9 protein-coding genes are annotated in these 17034 nt (G+C 49.3%); 8 read left to right on the top strand and 1 reads right to left on the bottom strand.

Annotation, left to right across the window (positions count from 1 at the left end; translation table 11 throughout):
• The first annotated feature begins 9 nt into the window (after nt 1-9).
• Genes V7S65_RS31015 through V7S65_RS31005 form a run of 3 tightly spaced genes read left to right on the top strand, consistent with a single transcriptional unit; the run spans nt 10 to nt 4114 of the window.
• Nucleotides 10-1326 carry a MutS-related protein gene (locus V7S65_RS31015; protein ID WP_079472402.1) on the top strand — a complete coding sequence of 439 codons (1317 nt, stop codon included), beginning with the start codon at nt 10-12 and terminating at the stop codon, nt 1324-1326.
• 22 nt (nt 1327-1348) lie between these two features.
• Entirely contained in the window at nt 1349-2848 is a 1500-nt protein-coding gene (locus V7S65_RS31010) for a S41 family peptidase (RefSeq protein ID WP_336389442.1), read from the top strand.
• A gap of 33 nt (nt 2849-2881) precedes the next feature.
• Nucleotides 2882-4114 (top strand): MFS transporter, encoded by a 1233-nt coding sequence (locus tag V7S65_RS31005; protein ID WP_336389441.1) that lies wholly within the window; start codon nt 2882-2884, stop codon nt 4112-4114.
• On the opposite strand, the gene V7S65_RS31000 is transcribed toward V7S65_RS31005, so the two are convergent.
• The gene (locus V7S65_RS31000) at nt 4020-5132 is read right to left on the bottom strand and encodes a LacI family DNA-binding transcriptional regulator (RefSeq protein WP_336389440.1); all 1113 of its coding nucleotides are present in this window, start codon (nt 5130-5132) and stop codon (nt 4020-4022) included. The genes V7S65_RS31005 and V7S65_RS31000 overlap by 95 nt on opposite strands.
• 215 nt (nt 5133-5347) lie before the next feature.
• Between V7S65_RS31000 and V7S65_RS30995 the strand changes: the two genes are divergently transcribed.
• From V7S65_RS30995 to V7S65_RS30975, 5 genes are all read left to right on the top strand, one after another.
• Nucleotides 5348-6391: a LacI family DNA-binding transcriptional regulator gene (locus V7S65_RS30995; protein ID WP_336389439.1), complete on the top strand. Its 1044-nt coding sequence runs from the start codon at nt 5348-5350 to the stop codon at nt 6389-6391.
• Nucleotides 6392-6593: 202 nt separating this feature from the next.
• A complete protein-coding gene (locus V7S65_RS30990; RefSeq protein WP_336389438.1) occupies nt 6594-9863 on the top strand; it encodes a SusC/RagA family TonB-linked outer membrane protein in 3270 nt (1089 codons plus the stop codon).
• 22 nt (nt 9864-9885) lie between these two features.
• Nucleotides 9886-11628, top strand: a complete 1743-nt coding sequence (locus V7S65_RS30985) for a RagB/SusD family nutrient uptake outer membrane protein (protein ID WP_336389437.1) — start codon at nt 9886-9888, stop codon at nt 11626-11628.
• An 18-nt stretch (nt 11629-11646) separates the two neighbouring features.
• Complete coding sequence (locus tag V7S65_RS30980) at nt 11647-15120, top strand: cellulose binding domain-containing protein (RefSeq protein ID WP_336389436.1); 3474 nt, start codon at nt 11647-11649, stop codon at nt 15118-15120.
• Between the two features lie 6 nt (nt 15121-15126).
• Nucleotides 15127-17025, top strand: coding sequence for a glycoside hydrolase family 97 protein (locus tag V7S65_RS30975; protein WP_336389435.1), 1899 nt, complete (start codon nt 15127-15129; stop codon nt 17023-17025).
• The last annotated feature ends 9 nt before the right edge of the window (nt 17026-17034 follow it).

Raw genomic sequence — 17034 nt, 5'->3', positions numbered from 1 at the left:
ATAATCATTATGGGTTTTAATACAGACAGGCAAACGATGGATGAACTGAACCTGCTGGGCAAGTACCGGCAGGGCTCCGTATATCATTTGTTCAACCACGTAAAAACGAGAGGAGGGGAACAGTTGCTCGACGATATGTTTCGTCACCCGCTGGAGGAGGCCGGCGCCATCAATGACCGCAGCAGTGTTTTCCGGAGTTTTCAGCGGGCAAAACTGAATTTTCCTTTTGATATATCGCAGCTGAATTTAATGCGCGAGTACCTGGATGCAGGCATGCTGGCCAACGGGTTGCTGACGCTGGCGGATACCCTCTTAAAAAAATGGCTTTCCGGTCTTACCCGCGACGAACGCTACAAGAAAAAAGTGCAGGGATTGCAGGCAACGATTGTTACGTTGAAGCGATGTTATTCTTTTCTCGAAATGGTGCCGCCCGATATGGGGGCTTATGCCGCCCGTTTAAAGGCGGTAAAAACCATCCTCTCCGATAAGCTGCTGGAGCGCCTGCTGAATATGGATATCTACCAGGCGTTGCCGGTGAAAACCCTGGCCTTTTATGATCACCTGCTGAAGAGCAGGTTCCGGAAAGAGATGGAAGAAGTGCTGTCATTTATTTATGAGCTGGATGTAAACATCGCGGTGAGTGATGTGGCGCGCGCCAGGGGATTTACCTATGCGGATGCGTTGCCGCCCACGGAAAATATGTTGTCCGCGGAAGAACTGGCCCACCCATGTATCGACGGCGCCGTAGGAAACATTGTGCAGATGCATGAACACAGCAATGTGTTGTTTTTAACCGGCGCCAATATGGCCGGTAAATCCACCCTGATGAAATCTGTAGGCATCGGGATGTACCTGGCGCACATGGGATTCCCGGTGGCGGCGGCGCATATGCAGTTTTCTGTGCGGGAGGGAATATATTCTTCTATCAATGTGGCGGATAATATCAGTCTTGGCTACAGCCATTTCTACGCAGAAGTGGTACGCGTGAAACACGCTGCAGAAGCCGCCGCCAGCGGGCAGCGCTTACTGCTGATGTTTGATGAGCTGTTCAAAGGTACCAACGTAAAAGATGCGTACGATGGTACGCTGGCGGTGACGGCCGCTTTTGCGGAGTACCACGACTGCCTCTTTATTGTATCAACGCATATCATTGAAGTGGGGGAGGCATTAAGAGGCAGCAGTAATGTACAATTCGTTTATTTACCAACTATTATGGATGGCAACCGTCCGCGTTATACTTACCGGTTGCAGGAAGGCATTACGGAAGACCGTCAGGGAATGATGATCATCCGGAATGAAGGCATCCTGGAGCTGATCGGTTCTTAACACAGAAAAACAATAACATCATATGAAGCAACTGTTGATATTTGGCGTAACCGCCATACAGGCTTTCTATTGCCTGAACACAGCCGCACAGGAAAAAAAATTATCGAACCTGACAAAGGAAGATCTTATTTCAGATTTTAAACTGGCGGTGGAGATCTTAAAAAAACAACATCCCAATCCGTATAAGTTTATAGACTCCGTCACCTTTGCGCGTAAAGTGGATTCATTACTGAATAAGGTAGCGCAGCAGCCGGATGTATTGTCGGGCGTGCAGTATTCGCCTATTTACCTGGTAAAGGATGTACACACCAACCTGGCGTTTTCAAATAACAACGGGAAGGAGTTGTACAGCATGATCAATTTTTTTCCGTTTCCGGTGGTGATAGAACGGGAGAAGATATTCGTAAACCTCAAAGGCGGCAGTATTCCTTTCGGGGCGGAGCTGGTGAGTATTAACAACGTGCCGGCGAAAGAGATTCTCGGGGCCTTATCGGCGCCGGCTTACAGCGATGGCTACATTACTACCGGGATGGACAGGCTGTACCCTAATTTCCAGGTAATTTTCAGTTTGCGTAGCCCGCGGCTTAAAAGTTACCAGGTAGCTTTTCTGGCGCCGGGGAGCAGGGAGGTGAAACGGATTACGCTTCCTGCTGCAGATCCTACACAAGCTTATCATGCAGGGCGGCAGTCGGTATTCCCGGTGAACCTTTTGCAACGGGCGTATTACATCTACAATAATTATTTTGATGATACACAAACGGGGCTGCTCACCGTAAATACCTTTGCGTTAAATGAAGCGGACGCTTATAAAGAGTTCAGTGAATTTTTCCGGGAAGTAAACAAACGGAAATACAAGCAGGTGATTATAGATATCCGTAGTAACGGCGGTGGGAATCCGGCTATCTCTGCATTACTTTATTCTTTCCTGGTAGATGCGCCTTTCCGGAATGTTTATAATTACCGCACCCGTACCATAGACCTGGCCTACCCGGAATATGCGGTGGCGGATAATGGCAGGCGGTTATCTGACGAAGATATCCAGGGGCATAAAAATTTTCTTTACCAGCGGTTTGATAAAGACTCTTCCGGATTTTATGTGGGTAATGCCCGTTTGAAAGAAGGGTTACTGGAAAATTTTCCGCCCGATAAAGATGCGTTTCATGGGAACGTATATGTGCTGACGGGCGGTGGCACTGTTTCTGCGGCTACTTACTTTGCTTCGCTTGTGCAGAAAAACAAACGGGGCGAGATCATCGGGAAGGAAACAGGCAGTGGGGTGGCCGCTACTACAGCCGCGTGGTTTCTGAAATACCTGTTGCCAAAAACTAATTGCGTGTTAACCGTGCCGTTATCGGAGTTGTATTTCTTTAATGCCAGCGCCGACAATGGCCGTGGTATTATCCCTGACAGGGAAATTCCGCTGACAAAATTTACTACGTATATCCAGTCGGGTAAGGACCCAGAGATCGCGTATACGCTTGAGCTGATCAAATCGGGTGGTAAAGTTGACCAGATGCAGTAATTTTGCGGTGAATGAATCACCAGCAACTGTAATATGACCACCGGCAACGTTAAGCAACAAAGAATAAAAGATAAGAATATAGGAATAGCCACGCTGTTGGCTTTTGCCATGATTCCCATGTCGGGGTTTGCCACGGACATATACATCCCGTCGCTGCCGGGCATGACGCATGCCCTCAGTATTTCCAACAGCCAGGCCCAGCTTACGCTGAGTCTTTTCCTGATCAGCTACGGTTTATCGCAGCTTTTTATAGGTGGCCTGCTGGATAGTTTTGGCCGGTACCGGATTGCATTGGTGGCGATGCTGATCTTTTGTGCATCCTGTGTTACCATTGCCAACACGCACAATATTTATGTGATTTACGCCATGAGGGTGCTGCATGGTATTACCATAGCAGCGATGGTGGTAAGCAAACGCGCCTTTATTGTAGACCTCTACAAGGGCGAGCAGTTGAAGCATTACCTGAGTCTTTTTACGATTATCTGGTCTACCGGCCCTATTGTAGCGCCTTTTATCGGCGGATATCTTGAAGTGAACTTTGGCTGGGAATCCAACTTTTATTTCCTGGGTGGTTTTGCCGCTGTGTTATTATTGATGGAGTTGATCTTCAGCGGGGAAACCATCCAGCATACCACGCCGTTTCACCCGGCAAAGATCCTGTCTATTTATTACGGGATGATCCGTACCGGCAGTTTTATACTGGGTATAGTGATGCTGGGGCTCGCCTATTCGATGGTGATGGTATATAACATGTCCGGTCCTTTTATTATTGAGCATTATTTTAACCTGTCGCCCGTGATCACTGGTTACTGTTCGCTGTTCCTGGGTTTTGCCTGGATGGTGGGCGGATTTTTAGGGAAGGGGATGATCAATAAACCTTTTGTGAAGAAGATGAGCATCAACGTGGTGTTGCAATTGGCAGCGGCGTTGCTCTTGCTGGTGATGTTTTCCCTGTATGGCGGGTTGTGGACCATACTGGCGTTTGCTTTCCTGGTGCATGTGGGCGCAGGGTTTACCTACAATAATTACTTTACTTTTTGTTTGCAGATATTTCCCAAAAATGCGGGGATAGCCGGCGGGCTCACGGGTGGGTTGTGTTATGTAATTGTTTCCATGCTGAGTTATGGATTGATATATGTGTTGCCTGCCGAAGATGGCAGGCATTTGTCGTTTAGCTATGTACTCCTGATCCTTGCGAGTGCATTGGTGATGTACCGCGTGTTCCTGTTGTACCGGAAGCGGAAGGCGATAGGGGATGGCCAATAGTGGAGTTCCGGATGCAGAGATGAGTAGGCAGGACCCTTGTTTCAAAAGTGGTGAGCGGCCGTTTCCTTTCTATCAGGTCTATCAGCAGTTCCGCGGCGATTTTTCCCATTTCAAAGGCAGATTGCCGGATGGTGGTGAGGGAGGGCGACAGGAGTTCCGGGGAGCTGAAATTGCTGAACCCGGCGAGGGCCATTTGTTGGGGGATGCGTATACCTTGTTCGTGCAGGAGGGAAAAGCAGCGCATGGTAAGCCGGTCTGATCCTACCAGCAATGCATCCGGCGGCGTTTCCAGCGACAGCAGTTCGCGGATAGCGTTTTCGGCTTCGGGAATATTGTTGCCGCAGGCATCGCAGTATTTGATGTAGCTGTCGCGCACAGGCAGGTGATGGGCCAGCAATGCATCCTGGTAACCCTGCAGGCGTTCTTTTGTAATAGAAAGACCAGCGGCGCCGGTGATGTGTGCAATATGCCGGTAGCCGCATTCCAGCAGGTGTGTGGTGGCATTAAAGGCGCCGCCTTTATTATCGGCAATCACCTGGTGGGTGTTGATGGCATCCGTAACACGGTCGAATAATACGATGGGCAGTCCCTGTTCATGTAGTTGCTGTATATGCCCTACATCGGTAGTGCCGGCGGATAAGGAAAGGAGTAGTCCGTCGATGGCCCGCCAGGAAAGATTTTCCAGGTTTTTTATCTCTCTTTCATAAGATTCATCGTTTTGGGTGATCATCACCAGGTAGTCCTTATTATAAGCGGCCGATTCTATGCCGCTGATTACTTCCGCATAAAAATTATTGGGGATACTGCTGAGGGCGATGCCCAGGCAGCGGCTTTTTTTGTTCTTCAGGCTCTGGGCCATGAGGTTGGGGCGGTAGTTATGTTTGGCAGCATATTCCTTTACCAGCTGTTGTGTGGCGTCGCTGATCTTGTAACTTCCTTTCAATGCCCTGGATACCGTGGAAAAGGAGAGGCCCAGTGATCTGGCAATGTCTTTAATTGTGATTGGTTGCTTTATCATAACATGGCTATTAAAAAATATTTAAAAGATAGAAGCCCATATTTATGCAAACGTTTGCCCTAATAAATAGTCCGGCTGATGGCAGTAGTTCAAATATAAGTGTTAATTTGACAATTAATTAGAAATTCAATGTTTGCGGGCTACTTTTTACAGTCTGCCGGGGGAGAATTTTATTTTTTTCAGATCTACGGCATAATCGATTAAGCTCAATCCACGTGTATAAGAAGATATCTATTCATGACATTGCCCGGCAATTAAATGTGTCCTCTGCCACGGTTTCCTATGTGCTGAACGGAAAGGCACAGGAGAAACGCATCAGCGCCGTACAGGAAAAGAGGATCCTGGCTTTTGCGCGGCAGGCGGGCTACCGGCCTAACATGGTGGCTAAAAGCCTGCGTACCGGTAAAAGCAAAACCATTGGCATGCTGGTGGAAGATATCGCCGATCCTTTCTTTTCAAGTATTGCCAGGGAGGTAGAAAAAATAGCCAGCCGGCTTGACTATAAGATCTTTTATTCCAGTACAGAAAACGATACGCGTATTACGCAGGCACTGATCAAAGTGTTCCGCGATGCACAGGTAGATGGTTATATTATTGCACCGGCGCCGGGTATTGAGCAGGAGGTAAAGGCTTTGATAGATGATCACCTGCCGGTGATCCTTTTCGACCGGTATTTCCCCGGGCTGCCCACCGTGAACGTGGTAGTGGACAATTTCAATGGCGCCTACCAGGCTACGCGGCATATGCTGGAACAGGGCTCGCGGCACATCGGCTTTGTTACACTGGATTCAACGCAGGTCCAGATGAGCGACCGCCTGGCCGGTTATACAGCAGCCCTGCAGGAAGCAGGCATACAGCTCCGGGTATTGAAGATCCCTTACCGGCTTCACCCGGACAAGATTGCGGAGAAAGTCAAACTGTTTATCAAAAAGAATAAGGACATGAACGGTGTACTATTTGCCACCAACTACCTCGCCATCAGCGGACTGGATGCTATTAACAACCTGCACAAAAAGGTTCCTACCGATATGGCTATTGTGGGCTTTGATGATAACACACATTTCTCCCTGTTTTCTCCTGCTATCACCGCTGTTGCACAACCGATGCAGGAAATATCAGAACAGGTGATGAAAAAGCTCATTGCCTGCATGGCGGATACAGCAGATATTTCCCGCGCTTCAACCGTTGTATTGCCCACCCGGCTGATCATCCGGGAGTCGTCTTTGCGGACAAACAGCAAAAAGTATTCATCTTCATAATTACATGCAAACGTTTGCTTGAGAATATAACTTAATCGATTAACCGGCATCCCGGAATTATTCACGTTACTGATAAAAATTAAAACAATGCAACCAGGATTTAATCCACGATGTATGGAATGGTTTCCTTTTCAATTAAGCCAGGCGCAACAGCTGCCCGCACAACAACCATTCATTTATTAAAACATAAAATTATCCCGTTATGAAACGATTGTACAACCATGTCGTTTATCGCTGTGTGCTGCCCTGCATTTTTCTCCTGGGCATGCCGTCAGCTGTTTATTCACAAGACTTAAAAACGGTAACAGGCACGGTATCGGACGCCACGAAGAATGAGCCCGTGATAGGCGCCACCGTTCGCGTAAAAGGCGCTAATACCGGCGCCGCCACAGATGCCAACGGTCGCTTTAGTGTTAAAGCAGCACCCACCGATATACTGGTGATCAGCAGCATCGGGTTTAAAGCGCTGGAACTGCCTGTGGGCAACAGAACCGCCATCACCATTAAACTGGAGATTAATAATGCGGACATGAATGAAGTAGTGGTAGTGGGGTACGGTCAGCAGAAGAAAGCCACCCTCACCGGCGCTATTGCCACAGTAGACTCAAAGGTATTCCAGGACCGCGGCGTGGTATCCAATCCACTGGCATCACTGCAGGGCCAGGTACCCGGTGTGATCGTTACCCGCAGGGCCGCAGCCCCCGGGCAGGAGGGCTGGAACTTCCAGATGAGAGGCGCCACTTCTACCAATGGTACAGAACCGCTGGTGGTAATAGACGGCATTCCGATGCAGGGCGTGGGCGTACTCAATTCTATCAATCCATCGGATATAGATAATATGTCGTTCCTGAAAGATGCGGCAGCAGCCATTTACGGTGCACGTGCAGCAGGGGGCGTGGTGCTGATCACCACTAAAAGAGCAAAAGCCGGACTGCCTTCTATCCAGTACAACGGCTCGGTGTCACAAAAAAGAATGGGTTTAAAACCATCCTTCCTGGGCAGTGATCAGTATGGGCAATATATGCTCCAGGCGATCTCCAACGCTTCTACCGGTGGCGTACCCGATGAAAACTGGATCTGGACCAAATATGCACGGGCATGGATCAACCGCCCCGATAGTTTGTATATCGATAAAAACACACCGGCTTACCAGGCAGGAGGCGAAACCATTGGTTTTACAGATGTAAAGGACTATACTTTTTTTGATACCAACCCGATAGATATCCTGTGGGGCAACGGAAGGGCTACCTCTACACAGCACGACCTGAGTATATCTGCGGCCACAGACAAAATGGGGTACCGTTTATCGCTCGGTTATATGGACGACGGCAGTATGCTCAAATGGGGCCAGAACTCCAACAAACGCTATAACGTACGCTTTACGCACGATTATACTTTTGCGCCCTGGTTTAAAATGTATACCAATATCTCAATGGAGAAAAATGATGTGGTAGTACCTACCCGGCAGGGTGAAATCAATTATGGTTCGCAACCTGGTTTTCCCGTGGCTACTATCCACGGCAAGCCTTATGCCTGGGGTACGCAACCTGCACGCAACTGGTTGCTGGAGCTGGGCGGAGAGTCGAAAACATACAACAGCCGCGTGTTTGCCAATACACGGCTCGACTTCACCCTCGCTAAAGATCTGAAGCTGATAGGATCAGTAGGTTATAACTGGACGTCTATAGGTACGAAGAACCAGTATAAATCAATATCCGGCATCTACAATTATTCAGAAAGTTACCAATACCTCGATAATCCTTCACAGGATCAGTCTTCCTACACCAGGGGAGAGTTAAGGGATGTTTATTTTAATACCAATGCTTATCTCGAGTATAAAAAGAATATAAAAACCGTACACAATTTTTCGGTGGTGGCAGGTATTAACTATGAACGTGATCAGAACAACTTTTTCTCCACCACTACTACCAACCTGGCCAGCAATGATGTGCCGGCTTTAGGTCTTGGGTTGGGTGATAACACCACCCGCTCCAATGCGGAAAATATCTCCGAATGGGCCATCGGGTCTGCATTTGGTCGTTTTAACTACGCTTATAAGGATAAATATCTTTTTGAAGCCAACGGTCGTTACGATGGCAGTTCCCGGTTTGATGCAGATCACCGCTGGAAATTTTATTCCGGTCTTTCTGCAGGCTGGCGTATTTCGCAGGAGAACTTTATGCGCAACATAAAATTTGTAAACGAATTAAAACTGCGCGGCTCCGCAGGTACGGTAGGTAACCAGTCGGGTATAGGACTATACGATTATATTTCCCGGGTAAATTTCGGCCAGGGCGCGGTACTCGGCAATTACAGTTCCCGCTCCGTGATGGCTGGTCCGAGAGATACGCTGGTAAGCCTGAACAGAACCTGGGAGAAAGTGCATAACCAGAACATCGGTGTGGACTTTACGGTACTGAACAGTCATTTGTACGGTACATTCGATTACTTCTGGAAGCAGAATAATAACATGCTCCTGCCGCAGGTATACTCCGCTGTATTAGGCGCTGTGGCGCCATCAGCCAACATTGGCGCACTGAAGGTATGGGGATGGGAAATGTCCATAGGCTGGAGAGATCAGATAGGCAAGGTATCTTACTATATTAACGGAACGCTCACCGACAACAGCAATAAGCTGGTGAATTTTGGTGGCGCCAATATTGTTGCTGCGGGTAAACAGAACTTAGAAGGGTATGCACTGAATTCTTATTTTGGATTTAAGTATGATGGCCGTATTCAGACAGATAAAGAAGCGGCAGATTATGCCAGCCTGGTGCCCGGAAGCAGTATTCCCAATATGCCCGGCGCTACGCAGATGATCAAAGGAATTAACCGTTATAAAGATATTAACGGAGATGGAAGGCTCACCAATGCGGGCGCCAACCAGTATTTACTTGGAAAGAAAGATGCTAATGGCAATCCTATCCCTGATGGCGATGTAGTGTACCTGGGCAGAAGCGATCCACGGTATGTATATGCTGTAAACTTTGGCGGTGAATGGAATGGGTTTGATTTCAGCGCCGTATTCCAGGGCGTTGCCAAACAACAGATTTATCGTCGCTCCGACTGGAGTACGCCGTTTGGTACCATCTGGCAGGGACATGGCGACTGGTGGGTAGGTAAAACATGGACACCCGATAATCCCAATGCGGAGTTGCCTATTTTGACTACTGCTACCAATAAAGGGTTTGGTAACTATGCGGCTTATAATTACCAGATCTCCGACTGGTCTATGCAAAACGGCGCTTACATCCGTTTGAAGAATATCGTGCTCGGCTATACGCTTTCGCCTGAATTATCCAAACGGATAAAGATGCAACGGTTACGGGTATACGTGTCTGCCAACGACATCTGGGAGTTCACCAAAGTGGAAGACAAATGGGATCCGGAACAAACTTCCGACGTAATTGGCGGAGCGCAACGCTATCCTTTCTTCCGCCTGATCACCTTTGGCGTAAACGTTACTTTCTAGTTTCCAACAAAAAAGCATTCACATGAAAAAGATTTTGAAATATACTCCGCTGATATTGGCAGCTTACCTGTTTGCAATAACACCTTATGGTTGTAAAAGCGCACTGGACCTGAAACCAAAGGATGCAGTGCAGGACACCAATTTTTACAGGAAGCCCAATGATTTTAAACTGGCGGCCAATACTTTTTATAATTACCTGCGTTCTTTCAGCAATGGTAACGGCGATGGTCATACCGGGTCCGACCTGGCGGCCGATCGTGGCGCTATTGCCCGCGGCACCAACACCATTGTGTCTAATGATAACAACTATAACGATGCCTATAAATGGATCCGCAATATCAATTACCTGCTGGCGAAAGCAAGTGGGTATGCAAACCCGGCGGAGCTGAAACAATATGTAGCGGAAGCAAAATTTTTCCGCGCTTATGTGTACTTTGATAAACTGCTCACTTCCTATGGCGGCGTAATCCTGGTGGAAGATGTGTTAACTACAACATCTCCTGAATTGACCGCTGCACGCAATACCCGTGATGAAACCATCGATTTCATTATTGCAGACCTGGAGGCGGCTATTCCGGACCTGCCACTGGAGGGCGCTATAGGCGATGCCGATAAAGGCCGCATCAGTAAACAGGCCGCACAGGCTTTCCTGGGAAGGGTTTGTTTATACGAAGGCACCTGGCAGAAGTACCGGAATGGAGATGCCAGCCGGTATAATGCTTTGCTGAGTAAGTCGATCGCCAATTCAGACGCAGTGATTTCCAGTGCGCAGTTCTCTTTGTTTAAACCTGCGGTACTCGGTGATTCTGCGCTGAAGTACCTGTTTATCCTGGAGAACCAGAAATCCAACCCGGCAGGCGTTACCAAAGCATTAAACAATGAATATATCCTGGCTGTACGCTATGAATCGAATAACCTGCTGAAAACAATTCCCAACCAGATTTCCTTTGGAGCGCTGGGGGCAGATATGAGCCGTAAAATGGCCGATATGTACCTGTGCAGCGATGGCCTGCCGATCAGCAAAACGGCAACGGCTTTCAGTCGCGCTAAAATGAATTCCGAATACCAGCAACGCGATAACCGCATGCGTTACTTCATGATGGTACCCGGGTATTTATACTGGCAGAATGCCACCAACTGGCATATCAACTGGGACTGGAGCCCCGCCGATATCGCTAATGCCCGCCCGCTGTTTGATCCCTGGGCCAATGATATTACCGCGTATAACAACCAGCAATGGGCTGCTGAAAGAAAGGTGCCCAACAGCCAGGAGGGATATGATTACCCGGTATTGCGGCTGGCAGAAGTATATCTTAACTATGCCGAAGCTGTATACGAACGCAATGGCCTGATCACAGATGCAGACCTGGACCGCTCTTTAAACCTGGTGCGGCTGCGTATCAATACCAGCAATGCCATGCCCAAACTGAGCAATAGTTTTGCAGCGCTTCATGGTCTGGATATGCGGGAGGAAATAAGAAGAGAAAGAGCCGTGGAATTACAGGGAGAAGGTCAGCGGATGGACGACCTGAAACGCTGGCATATTGCGCATATTGAACTGACGAAACCATTGCTGGGCGTACGCTGGGCAGGCACCGAGTTTGCCACTAAGTATACGAAGGCGCCGCCGCTTACCGCTGATGGAGACGTACTCGCCGATCCTGTGAGCGAAAGAAAGTTTACAGAAAAGAATTACCTGATCCCCATACCTACGAACCAGATCCAGCTAAACCCTCAACTTAAACAAAACCCGGGATGGGAATAACCCTTTAATTCCACAGTTATGCACAAGTATATTCTTTGTTCATTGTTGCTGTTAACCAGCACATACACCCAGGTGAAAGCCCAGTCGTTTGTTCATCCGGGTGGTTTGCATACACAGGCAGACCTCGACCGGATGAAAGCTAAAGTAGCCGCCGGGGCTCATCCCTGGATTGACGACTGGAACCGGCTGATTGCAGATCCCCAGGCACGGAATACTTATACGCCTGCACCCCGCGCCAATATGGGCGGGAGCAGGCAACGCGCTTCCGCCGATGCGCATGCTGCTTACCTGAATGCGCTTCGCTGGTATATTTCCGGCGACACCAGTTATGCTGATTGTGCCATCAGGATCTGTAATGCATGGTCGGCAGCCGTGAACCAGGTGCCTACCGGTACCGATATCCCGGGGCTGAGTGGTATTCCCATATTTGAATTTGCACTGGCAGCAGAGTTGCTGCGTATCAGCCCGCGCTGGGCGCCTGCTGATTTTACGCAGTTTAAAGATATGATGATCACTTACTGGTACCCCGTGTGCCATAACTTTCTTACCAATCATAACGGCGCCTGTATCACTAACTACTGGGCCAACTGGGATGCGTGTAACATAGGCGCTATCCTTACGATAGGCGTATTATGCGATGATACCGCAAAATATAATGAAGCAATCACCTACTACAAAACCGGGCCCGGCGCTGGAAGCATTGCCAATGCGGTATACGTGCTGCATCCCGGCGGCCTGGGACAGTGGCAGGAAAGCGGTCGTGACCAGGAGCATGCGCAACTGGGAGTAGGGCTGCTGGCCAGCGTTTGCGAGGTGGCATGGAACCAGGGACTGGATCTTTATAGTTATGATAATAACCGCCTGCTCGCAGGTGCGGAATACGTAGCCAAAACAAATCTCTGGAATGAGGTACCCTATACAGCTTATAATAACTGTAAGAATGCCAACCAGCGATGGGTATCTATCAATGGGCGCGGCCGGCTCGATGACCGTCCCATATGGGAGATGATCTATAATCATTATGTAGTGAGGAAAGGATTGAGTGCGCCCAATACACAGGCGATGGCGCAGCTGATGCGGCCGGAGCATGGCAGTGCCGATCATTTTGGTTATGGTACCCTGGCCTTTACGCTGGATGCCGCTGCATCCCCTTATCCGCCATTGCCCACGCCGGCGGCTCCTGCCGGCTTAACAGCCACCGCGGGTATTTCGCGGGTATGGCTGAAATGGACAGCGCCTCCGGGTAATACAGCGCAGGGCTATATAGTAAAAAGAGCGGATGCTAACGGTGGCCCCTATACGACGATTGCGTCGTGGACAGATAATACGACTTCCAGCTATGTGGATGGTACCGTTACCAACGGCAATACCTATTACTACGTGGTGTCGGCGGTGAACCAGTCGGGCAGCAGCAGTGAAACGGCAGCGGTAAATGCCCGGCCACAGGCGGCTTCGGACACACTGCCCACAGGCTGGAGCCGGCAGGACATTGGCAGCGTAACTACCGCGGGTACCAGCAGCTTTGCAGCGGTAGCAGGGAACAGCTTTGTGGTTACCGGCGCCGGAACAGATATCAGCGGCACTGCCGATGCTTTTGCATTTACCTGTAAAAATGTAACCGGCAACGCCACCATCACCACCAGGCTTTCTGCTATCAGCGGATCGCTGCGTAAAGCGGGTATTATGATCCGGGAGTCGCTGGCGCCTGATGCGAAAACATTCTTTATGAAACTTGGAGACGCCGGCTGGCGGCAGGCCGCTTTCGGCGCACGCACGGCTACTGCCGGCAGCATGACCTGGACCGGCGGCAATGATTACACCTGGCTGCCCGCATGGTTCCGGCTCACGCGCAATGGCAGTACTTTTACCGCCTATGAATCTACCGATGGCGTGAACTGGCTGATGGTAGGCACAGCTACTACCAGTATGAGTAACAGCTACTACATAGGCGTAGCAGTAAGCTCCGGCAGCGCCACTGCTCTCAATACTTCTACTTTCGATAACGTGTCTGTAGTGTTAGGGCAATCGATCAGCTTTAATGCACTGCCGGCCAAAAGGCCCGGCGATACTGCCTTTGATGCCGGCGCCGTGAGCAGTGCAGGCCTGCCCGTTAGTTACAGTAGTACAGATACCACTATTGCCACCATCATCGCCGGTAAAATACAGGTGAAAGGAGCAGGCAGTTGTACGATTGTTGCCACGCAACCGGGTGATAGCCTGTATGCCGCTGCCGATACCGTATCGCAGCTGCTGGAAAGCAAGCCACTGCAGTTACAGGTGCAGTATAAAGATGGAGATGACCAGCATCTCACCAACAATATGATCAAACCTTTTTTCAAAATCATTAATGCTGATTCTGTTGGTTTTCCATACGGGGAGCTAACTGCCCGTTACTGGCTTACGGCTGAAAATTACAATGGCGCGGTTAATAACCTGGTCGACTATACGCAGTTGGGTAGCGGTAAGGTGAAAATGAAATATGCCGCTTTGCCCAATCCGCACCACGGCGCTTATGGCTATATTGAATACAGTTTTGACAGCACCGCCGGAAACCTGCTGCCCAACCATACTTCCGGTGAAATAAAATCCCGGTTTGGCGTTGCCGGCTGGCCTGTATTGAATGAGTCGGACGATTATTCCTACCAGGCGCAGGCGGCTTATGCGGTGAACAATCATTTCACGCTGTACAGGAATGGCATCCTGGTACAAGGCGCCGAGCCGGAAATAATACCTGATTCCCTGCAGGTAAAAGTGTATTTTCAGAACCGGAACACGGTGGCTAACACCAATACCATCAGCCATTACATCCGGGTAAATAATACGGGTAATGTGCCACTGGCGTATAAAGACCTTTCCTTTCGCTATTGGTTTACCAAAGATGGCAATGCCGCTTTGAACAGCTCGATTGAATACGCTGCTATTGGCACCGGCAATGTGACACGCAGGTTTGTTGCCGTGAACCCTGCCGCCGACAGTGCCGATACTTATTTTGACCTGCAAACAGACAGCGCAGCAGGCATCCTTTATCCTTTAGCCAATACCGGTAATATTCAATACCGGATCTCCAAATCCGACTGGAGTAAATTCAATGAGTTAAATGACTATTCCTATAAACCGGCGGGTGCTTTCGGAGAGAATGAACGGGTAACTGTTTACTATAAAGATCAGCTGATATATGGAACAGAACCCTTTCCGGCGGCGAGTTTGAAGAACATGGTTGCGTATGCGCCGGCGGAGGAGCTGAACACAACCCTGCTGTATCCTAACCCGCTTACCGGCCGTGAATTTTATGTACGGGTAGATAAACAACTGTTGCAGCGGGATCTGCGTATAGTCGTATATGATATGAACGGGAAAAGCGTGCATGATCAGCTGTTCCAGAAGAATACCTCCGGCGTGGTAACCGTACAACTGGACAAACAGGTGGCTGCCGGCGTATATATGGTGCAGCTGAATAAACAGCCGGCTACGAGAATTGTAATAAATCCTTAACGAAAGATGTATAAGAAAATCATTAGCCTGGGACTGTGCCTGCTTTCCACAGCAGTAGCCATTGCGCAGGATGCTATTATCGAACAAAGCCGCGTGGTGTTACAGTCGCCCGATAAAAACTACGAACTGCAGTTTTATCAGCGCCAGGATGTGCAGCAACGGCGGCAGATGTATTATACCGTGAGTTACAAGCACACGCCGGTAATCCTGGAGTCGTTGCTGGATATCCAGCTGGATAACCATCTCAGTGAGCAGGCAATGGCGCTGAAAGTAGACCAGCATGCTAACTGGTGTGAGAACCTGGTAGTAAAGGGGATCAGCCGGAGCGCGCGGGACACCACCTGGAAGCCGGTGTATGGCGAACAGGAACTGATCAGGGATCATTTCAATGAAACGGTGGTTCACCTGGTAAAGGAGGATAACGCCATGTATAATATGGATGTGGAGATAAGAGCGTACAATGAAGGTATTGCCTTACGTTACTTCTTCCCGGAAAATGAAAAAGGAACTTATTACCGGGTTACCGGGGAGAACACCAACTTTACTTTGCCGGAAGGCACGCAGGCATGGCACGCCAGCTGGGCACAGGCGCCTTATCGCCTGCTGCCGCTGCGCAACTGGCCCGGCAACAGCGAGCGCCCCTTAACCCTGCAGTTGCCCGATGGGAAATTTGTATGTCTCGCGGAAGCGCAGATGACAGATTACTCCCGCACAAAGTTTACACTGGATAAAAGCAAACCGAATACCATTGTAACCAGCCTGCATGATCCTGCCGACCTGGTATCGCCGGTGGGTACACCCTGGCGCGTGATCATGGCTGGAGAGAAGGCCGGTGATATCATCGAAAATAATTTCATCGTTTTAAATCTTAATAAGCCTTCCCAGGTAAAGGATGCCAGCTGGATCAGGCCGGGAAAGATTATCCGCGTGATGACCCAAACGACGGCAGATGCACTGGCGTACATCGACTTTGCCGCTGCCCATCATTTGCAGTATATCCTGTTCGACTGGAAATGGTACGGCCCTGCATTCACCTTTGAATCGGATGCTACCAAAGTAGTGGCGCCGCTGGATATGCCCCGTATTATTGCTTATGGCAAGGGGAAAAATGTAGGGGTATGGTTGTATGTAAATCAGCAGGCATTGCTGGCGCAGTCGGATTCCCTGTATAAAGTGTATCATAACTGGGGCGTAGCAGGCGTTAAGTTTGGGTTTGTACAGGTAGGGTCGCATCGCTGGACCACCTGGATCCAGAAGGAGTTGCAGAAGGCAGCGGAGAATAACATCATGGTGAATATTCATGATGAATACCGCCCTACCGGTGAACAGCGCACCTGGCCTAATTTCCTTACTGCGGAAGGTATCCGGGGCAACGAGGAGTTTCCGGACGCCACGCATAACACCGTGTTGCCCTTTACCCGCATGATTGCCGGACCGGGCGATTATACCATTTGTTACTATGATAAGAGGTTAAAGACCACTCATGCGCATCAGCTGGCGCTGAGTGTGGTAATGTATAGCCCTTTGCAAACCCTGTTCTGGTACGATAAACCGGCATTGTATGAAAATGAACCGGAGATCGCTTTCTTTGAACAGGTACCCACCAGCTGGGATGAAACAAAAATACTGAACGGCGAGCCAGGGCAATTTATTACCACGGCCCGGAGAAAGGGAACCGATTGGTTTATAGGGGCTGTTACTAACAATAACGCACGTACGCAGAAGGTACCCTTATCTTTTTTAACAACCGGAAAAAAATACCTGGCTACTATATACGCGGATGACCCTGCTGTTGGAACGAAAACAAAAGTAAGCGTGAAAACGATGAAGGTAACGGCGGCTACGGTGCTGGATATACGTTTATTGGCTTCCGGCGGACAGGCCATATGGATCCGTCCTGCATAAATGATTTAT

The sequence above is a fragment of the Chitinophaga sp. CCNWYY40 genome (assembly GCF_037483205.1).
Classification (GTDB): Bacteria; Bacteroidota; Bacteroidia; order Chitinophagales; family Chitinophagaceae; genus Chitinophaga; species Chitinophaga ginsengisegetis.
The sequence above is the reverse complement of the archived record's forward strand: the minus strand, read 5'-3'. Positions and strand labels throughout refer to the sequence as shown.

Excerpts from the sequence above, each read along its gene's own strand:
- V7S65_RS31015 (WP_079472402.1), top strand. The coding sequence starts at position 10 with ATGGGTTTTAATACAGACAGGCAAACGATGGATGAACTGAACCTGCTG.
- V7S65_RS31010 (WP_336389442.1), top strand. The coding sequence starts at position 1,349 with ATGAAGCAACTGTTGATATTTGGCGTAACCGCCATACAGGCTTTCTAT.
- V7S65_RS31005 (WP_336389441.1), top strand. The coding sequence starts at position 2,882 with ATGACCACCGGCAACGTTAAGCAACAAAGAATAAAAGATAAGAATATA.
- V7S65_RS31000 (WP_336389440.1), bottom strand. The coding sequence starts at position 5,132 with ATGATAAAGCAACCAATCACAATTAAAGACATTGCCAGATCACTGGGC.
- V7S65_RS30990 (WP_336389438.1), top strand. The coding sequence starts at position 6,594 with ATGAAACGATTGTACAACCATGTCGTTTATCGCTGTGTGCTGCCCTGC.
- V7S65_RS30985 (WP_336389437.1), top strand. The coding sequence starts at position 9,886 with ATGAAAAAGATTTTGAAATATACTCCGCTGATATTGGCAGCTTACCTG.
- V7S65_RS30980 (WP_336389436.1), top strand. The coding sequence starts at position 11,647 with ATGCACAAGTATATTCTTTGTTCATTGTTGCTGTTAACCAGCACATAC.
- V7S65_RS30975 (WP_336389435.1), top strand. The coding sequence starts at position 15,127 with ATGTATAAGAAAATCATTAGCCTGGGACTGTGCCTGCTTTCCACAGCA.